Source organism: Streptomyces sp. SID11385 (genome assembly GCF_010548245.1).
Taxonomy (GTDB): Bacteria; Actinomycetota; Actinomycetes; order Streptomycetales; family Streptomycetaceae; genus Streptomyces.
In genome coordinates this window covers 1-4,085 of sequence record NZ_JAAGLR010000225.1, presented here as the reverse complement: position 1 = coordinate 4,085, position 4,085 = coordinate 1, and the positions used below count along the sequence as shown (strand labels likewise).

Here is a 4,085-nt window from a genome sequence, read left to right as displayed (position 1 = left end):
CAGGAGTGGGCGAAGGCGGGGCGGGCGAGCGCGCGCTCGCGCCACAGGTGGTCGAGGAGCGCGCGTTCGCGGTGCGCGAAGTCGGGGGCGCGGCGGCCGTGTTCCGCGTCGGAGCGCAGCAGCGCCAGGCGCGTCGCGGCGGCGGCGTACAGGCGCAGGCGCCGCGCGTCGGCACGTTCCCCGTGGTACGAGGCGAACTCGGCGGCGACGCGGCGGGAGCGCAGCGAGCCGAGCGCGAGCGGCTCGTACGGGGAGAGCCAGCCGGCGAGCGCGTACCGGGGCAGCGTCTCGCGCACCGTGCGCAGTTCGCGCTGCCGGTGCCACAGCACGAGCCACGTGGTCAGCCCGAGCGCGGGGATCATGATCGTCACGTAGACGAGCGGGAAGCCGAGCGGGCCGAGGATCGTCGAGCCGTTCCACGCCGCGTGCATGCCCATGGCGAGGAGCAGGCCCGCGACGGGGAGCAGGACGCGGCCCACGCGGCGCCTGCTCAGCAGGGCGAGGCCCACGCCGAGGCCCGTCATGCAGGTGAAGAGCGGGTGCGCGAAGGGCGAGAAGACCGCGCGCACGAAGAAGGTGGCGACGGTGATGGAGGCCCCGGTGCCCTCGTCGCGGTCCGAACCGAACGCCTTGGCGAGGTAGAGGATGTTCTCGGTGAAGGCGAAGCCCGTCGCCGTGAGGCCCGTGAGGACCACCGCGTCGACGGGCCCGCGTATCCGGCGGCCGTGGAAGACCAGGACGAGCAGGAGCGCCGTGGCCTTCGCGCTCTCCTCGACGACGGGCGCGACCGCGAGCGCGGCGACGGTGTTCGGGTCGACGGGCTGGGCCCAGACGTCGGCGAGCCACACGGCCGCGAAGCTGTTCGCGACGAGCGCGATGAGCGCGCCCGCGCAGGCTCCCCAGGCGAGGACGAAGGCGTGCGTGCGCCAGGGGAGGGGGTGCGCGCGGCCCAGCCAGCGGAACGCGAGCACCACGGCCGGCGCGGGCAGCACCGCGAGGCCGAGGCCCACGAGGAACGCCTCGGTCCCCGTCTCCTCCCGCACGAGCCCCAGCATCACGAGGCCGCACAGCGCGAGCAGCACGGCGAGGCCGGTGAGACGCACGCCCCGGCGTCGCCACCAGCGCGGCCTTCGTGGCGTCAGAAGCCCCTGCGGTGCAGGCGGGGCAGGCGGAGAGTTCACGCCTCCGACCTTAACGACCCGCACTGACAGCCGGACCCGGAACGCGTGTTCGCCGAGCCTGCGCGGTATCGGTGCGGGGATCGCGGGGTGGCGGACTACCGGGCGGTGGCCTGCGAGGTGGTGGGCCGTGGTGGCCTGCGGGGTGGTGGTCTACGGGAGGTGGTCACCCCTTCTCGGGCCGGGCCCCCACCCGCTCCGGCTCCGCGACCTCGTACCCGTTCCGCGTGAACAGCAGGTCGTGCACCACGTGCCCCTTCCGCAGGCCCTGGCCCTCGAACCGTGTCTCGGGCCGGAAGGCGGGGCGCTCGGCGAAGCCGCCGTCCGCAGCGGTGTTGTCGAAGGCCGGGTGCGCGCTCAGCACCTCCAGCATGTGCTCCGCGTACGGCTCCCAGTCGGTCGCGCAGTGCAGCACGCCGCCCTCCGCCATGCGGCTCGCCGCCAGGTCGAGGAAGTGCGGCTGGATGATGCGGCGCTTGTGGTGCCGGGCCTTGGGCCACGGGTCGGGGAAGTAGACCCGTACCCCCGCGAGCGCGGCGGCGGGGAGCATGTCACGGAGCAGGACGACGGCGTCGCCGTTCGCGACCCGTACGTTCTCCAGGCCGCTCGCGGCGGCGAGACCGAGCAGTTGTCCCTGCCCCGGCGTGTGCACGTCGACGGCGAGGATGCCGGTCGCGGGATCGGCGGCGGCCATCTTCGCCGTCGTCTCGCCCATGCCGAAGCCGATCTCCAGGACCACCGGCAGCCCGTCGAAGAGGGTCTTGAGGTCGAGGACGTCGCGCCCGTCGACGTCCAGGCCCCAGCGCGACCAGTGCTGCCGCAGGTGTTCGGCCTGCGCGGTGGTCACGCGGCTGCGGCGCGGCGTGAAGCTCTTGATACGGCGCTCGCCCAGCGCGCGCGAGGGATCGGCGGCGGGGCCCACGCCCTCGACGAACATCCGCCCCTGCGCCCGGGTACGGGGCGGCAGGGCCTCGGCGCCGGGGCGCGGGGCGGGCTCGGTGGTCGGCGTGGCGGACTCGGCGGCCGTGGGGCTCGCGGTCGGCGCGGGGGTGCTGGGGTGCTCGGACACAATGCCGTCGATTCTACGGAACCGGGGCGGCGGACGGAGGCGGGCGGGAAGCGGAGGCGGTGTGATTGTCCACAGGCTGTGGATAACCGCGTGCCTCCGCGTCGCGCGCACGCCTCCGGCCCGTACCGCCGCCCCGACGCGTTCCGCCGCCCCGGCCCGTACCGCCCCCCCGGCCTCGTTCCCGCCCCTACGCCGGTGCCACCAGCAGCGGCTTGGCGCGCTCGCGCAGTTCCGCGACGCGCGGCTCGTCTCCGTACGGCTCCAGCTTCCGCAGCAGGTCCTTCACGTACTCCTTCGTCCGCGCCGAGGAGATCCGGCCCGCGACCTCGACCGCCCGCGAACCCTGCTCGCACGCCGCGTCGAGGTTCCCGGACTCCAGCTCGGCGACCGCCGAGACCACGAGCCGCAGGCCGTGCGAGCGCACGTACTCCTCCGTCGGCCGCGACAGCGCCTGCTCCGTGAAGCGCCGCACCTGGCGTGGGTGCTTGAGGTCGCGGTAGCACTCGGCGGCGTCGGCGGCGAACCGGTCCTCACCGTAGAAGCCGAGCCACGCCGGGTCCTCGTCCCCGGGCCGCGCCCGCTCCAGCCAGCTCTCGGCCGCCCGCAGCGCCGCCGAAGCCGCCGGGGCGTCCTTGGCCCGCGCGTGCGCACGCGCCTCGACGAGCCGGAAGAAGCTCATGGTGCGCGCGGTCGCGAGCCCCCGGTTCCGCTCGGCGGCGGCCTGCGCGAGGTCGACACCCTCGTCCCCGAAGCCCCGGTACGTGGCCTGGAGCGACATCGTCGCGAGCACGTACCCGCCCAGCGGCACGTCCGCCGCCGCGCGCGCGAGCCGCAGCGCCTGGATGTAGTAGCGCTGCGCCGCCTCCTGCTGCCCCGTGTCGAAGGCCATCCAGCCCGCGAGTCGGGTCAGCTCGGCCGTCGCGCCGAAGAGCGCGCGCCCGACGTCGTCGGAGTACGCGCCGAGCAGGAGTGGTGCCGCCTCGACCCGCAGGCACTCCGGCACCATCGACGAACGCCAGTCCCCGCCCCCGTACTTGGAGTCCCAGCGCCGCGCGTCCTCGGCGGCCTCGCGCAGCTTGCGCACATCGCTGTGGCCGACGCGGAACGCCGTGCCACCTCCTTCTCCCGGCCCCGCGGCGGCGGGCTCGCGCGCCACCGAACCGTCCGCCGGGGATATGAGCCAGCGCGAGGCCGGCGTGGCGTAGGCGCTCACCGAGAAGGACCCGGCGAGCGACTGCCAGATACCTCCCCCGGCGCGGCGCCCGGCGAGGTCGAGCCGGTACAGCTCGGTCGCCGATTTCACGGCCCGGCCGACGTCGCGCGGGAAGGTGAGGCCCACCTCCGGCGTCGGGTCGGCGTCGGCGAGGCCGATCTCGTGCAGCGGGACCGGTCGGCCCAGCTTCTGCCCGATGGCCGCCGCGATGAGGTGCGGGGCGGCGCCCTGCGGCACCATCCCCTTCGACACCCAGCGCGCCACCGAGGTCTTGTCATAACGCAGGGTCAGCCCCCGCTGCTGACCGAGGTCGTTCACACGCCGCGCAAGCCCCGCGTTGCTGATGCCCGCGAGGGCGAGGACGGCACCGAGTTTCTCGTTCGGTCCGCGTTGCTCCCTGGACATGCGCCACCCCTCGACACAGACGCCCGCCGCTCCGGCATAACCGTGCGGCATTGGTAAACCCAGCGTAGTTCCCCGCATCCCAAGCGTTAAGAGCGGCGGTTCCGGATGGCGAGATTGTTGCCGCCCCCCGTGGCCGGGCGCGCCTCGCCGCCGGGCCACGACGACGTCCGCGCCCCGTCCCCGGCCGAACGCCCCGCCCGGTCCCGCACGCGGCGCCGGG

Annotated in this window: 3 protein-coding genes; all 3 read right to left on the bottom strand. The window is 74.9% G+C overall.

Going from position 1 to position 4,085, the window contains the following annotated elements; all coding sequences use genetic code 11:
* Positions 1 to 1,082, bottom strand: a 1,082-nt coding sequence (locus G3I42_RS06980; RefSeq protein WP_164283390.1) for a PrsW family intramembrane metalloprotease, incomplete at its 3' end; no start/stop codon positions are given.
* A 262-nt stretch (positions 1,083 to 1,344) separates the two neighbouring features.
* Positions 1,345 to 2,115, bottom strand: a complete 771-nt coding sequence (gene trmB / locus G3I42_RS06975) for a tRNA (guanosine(46)-N7)-methyltransferase TrmB (RefSeq protein ID WP_239096312.1) — start codon at positions 2,113 to 2,115, stop codon at positions 1,345 to 1,347.
* 319 nt (positions 2,116 to 2,434) lie between these two features.
* Positions 2,435 to 3,865, bottom strand: a complete 1,431-nt coding sequence (locus tag G3I42_RS06970; protein WP_007824184.1) for a hypothetical protein — start codon at positions 3,863 to 3,865, stop codon at positions 2,435 to 2,437.
* Positions 3,866 to 4,085: the final 220 nt, after the last annotated feature.

Excerpts from the sequence above, each read along its gene's own strand:
- trmB (WP_239096312.1), bottom strand. The coding sequence starts at position 2,115 with ATGTTCGTCGAGGGCGTGGGCCCCGCCGCCGATCCCTCGCGCGCGCTG.
- G3I42_RS06970 (WP_007824184.1), bottom strand. The coding sequence starts at position 3,865 with ATGTCCAGGGAGCAACGCGGACCGAACGAGAAACTCGGTGCCGTCCTC.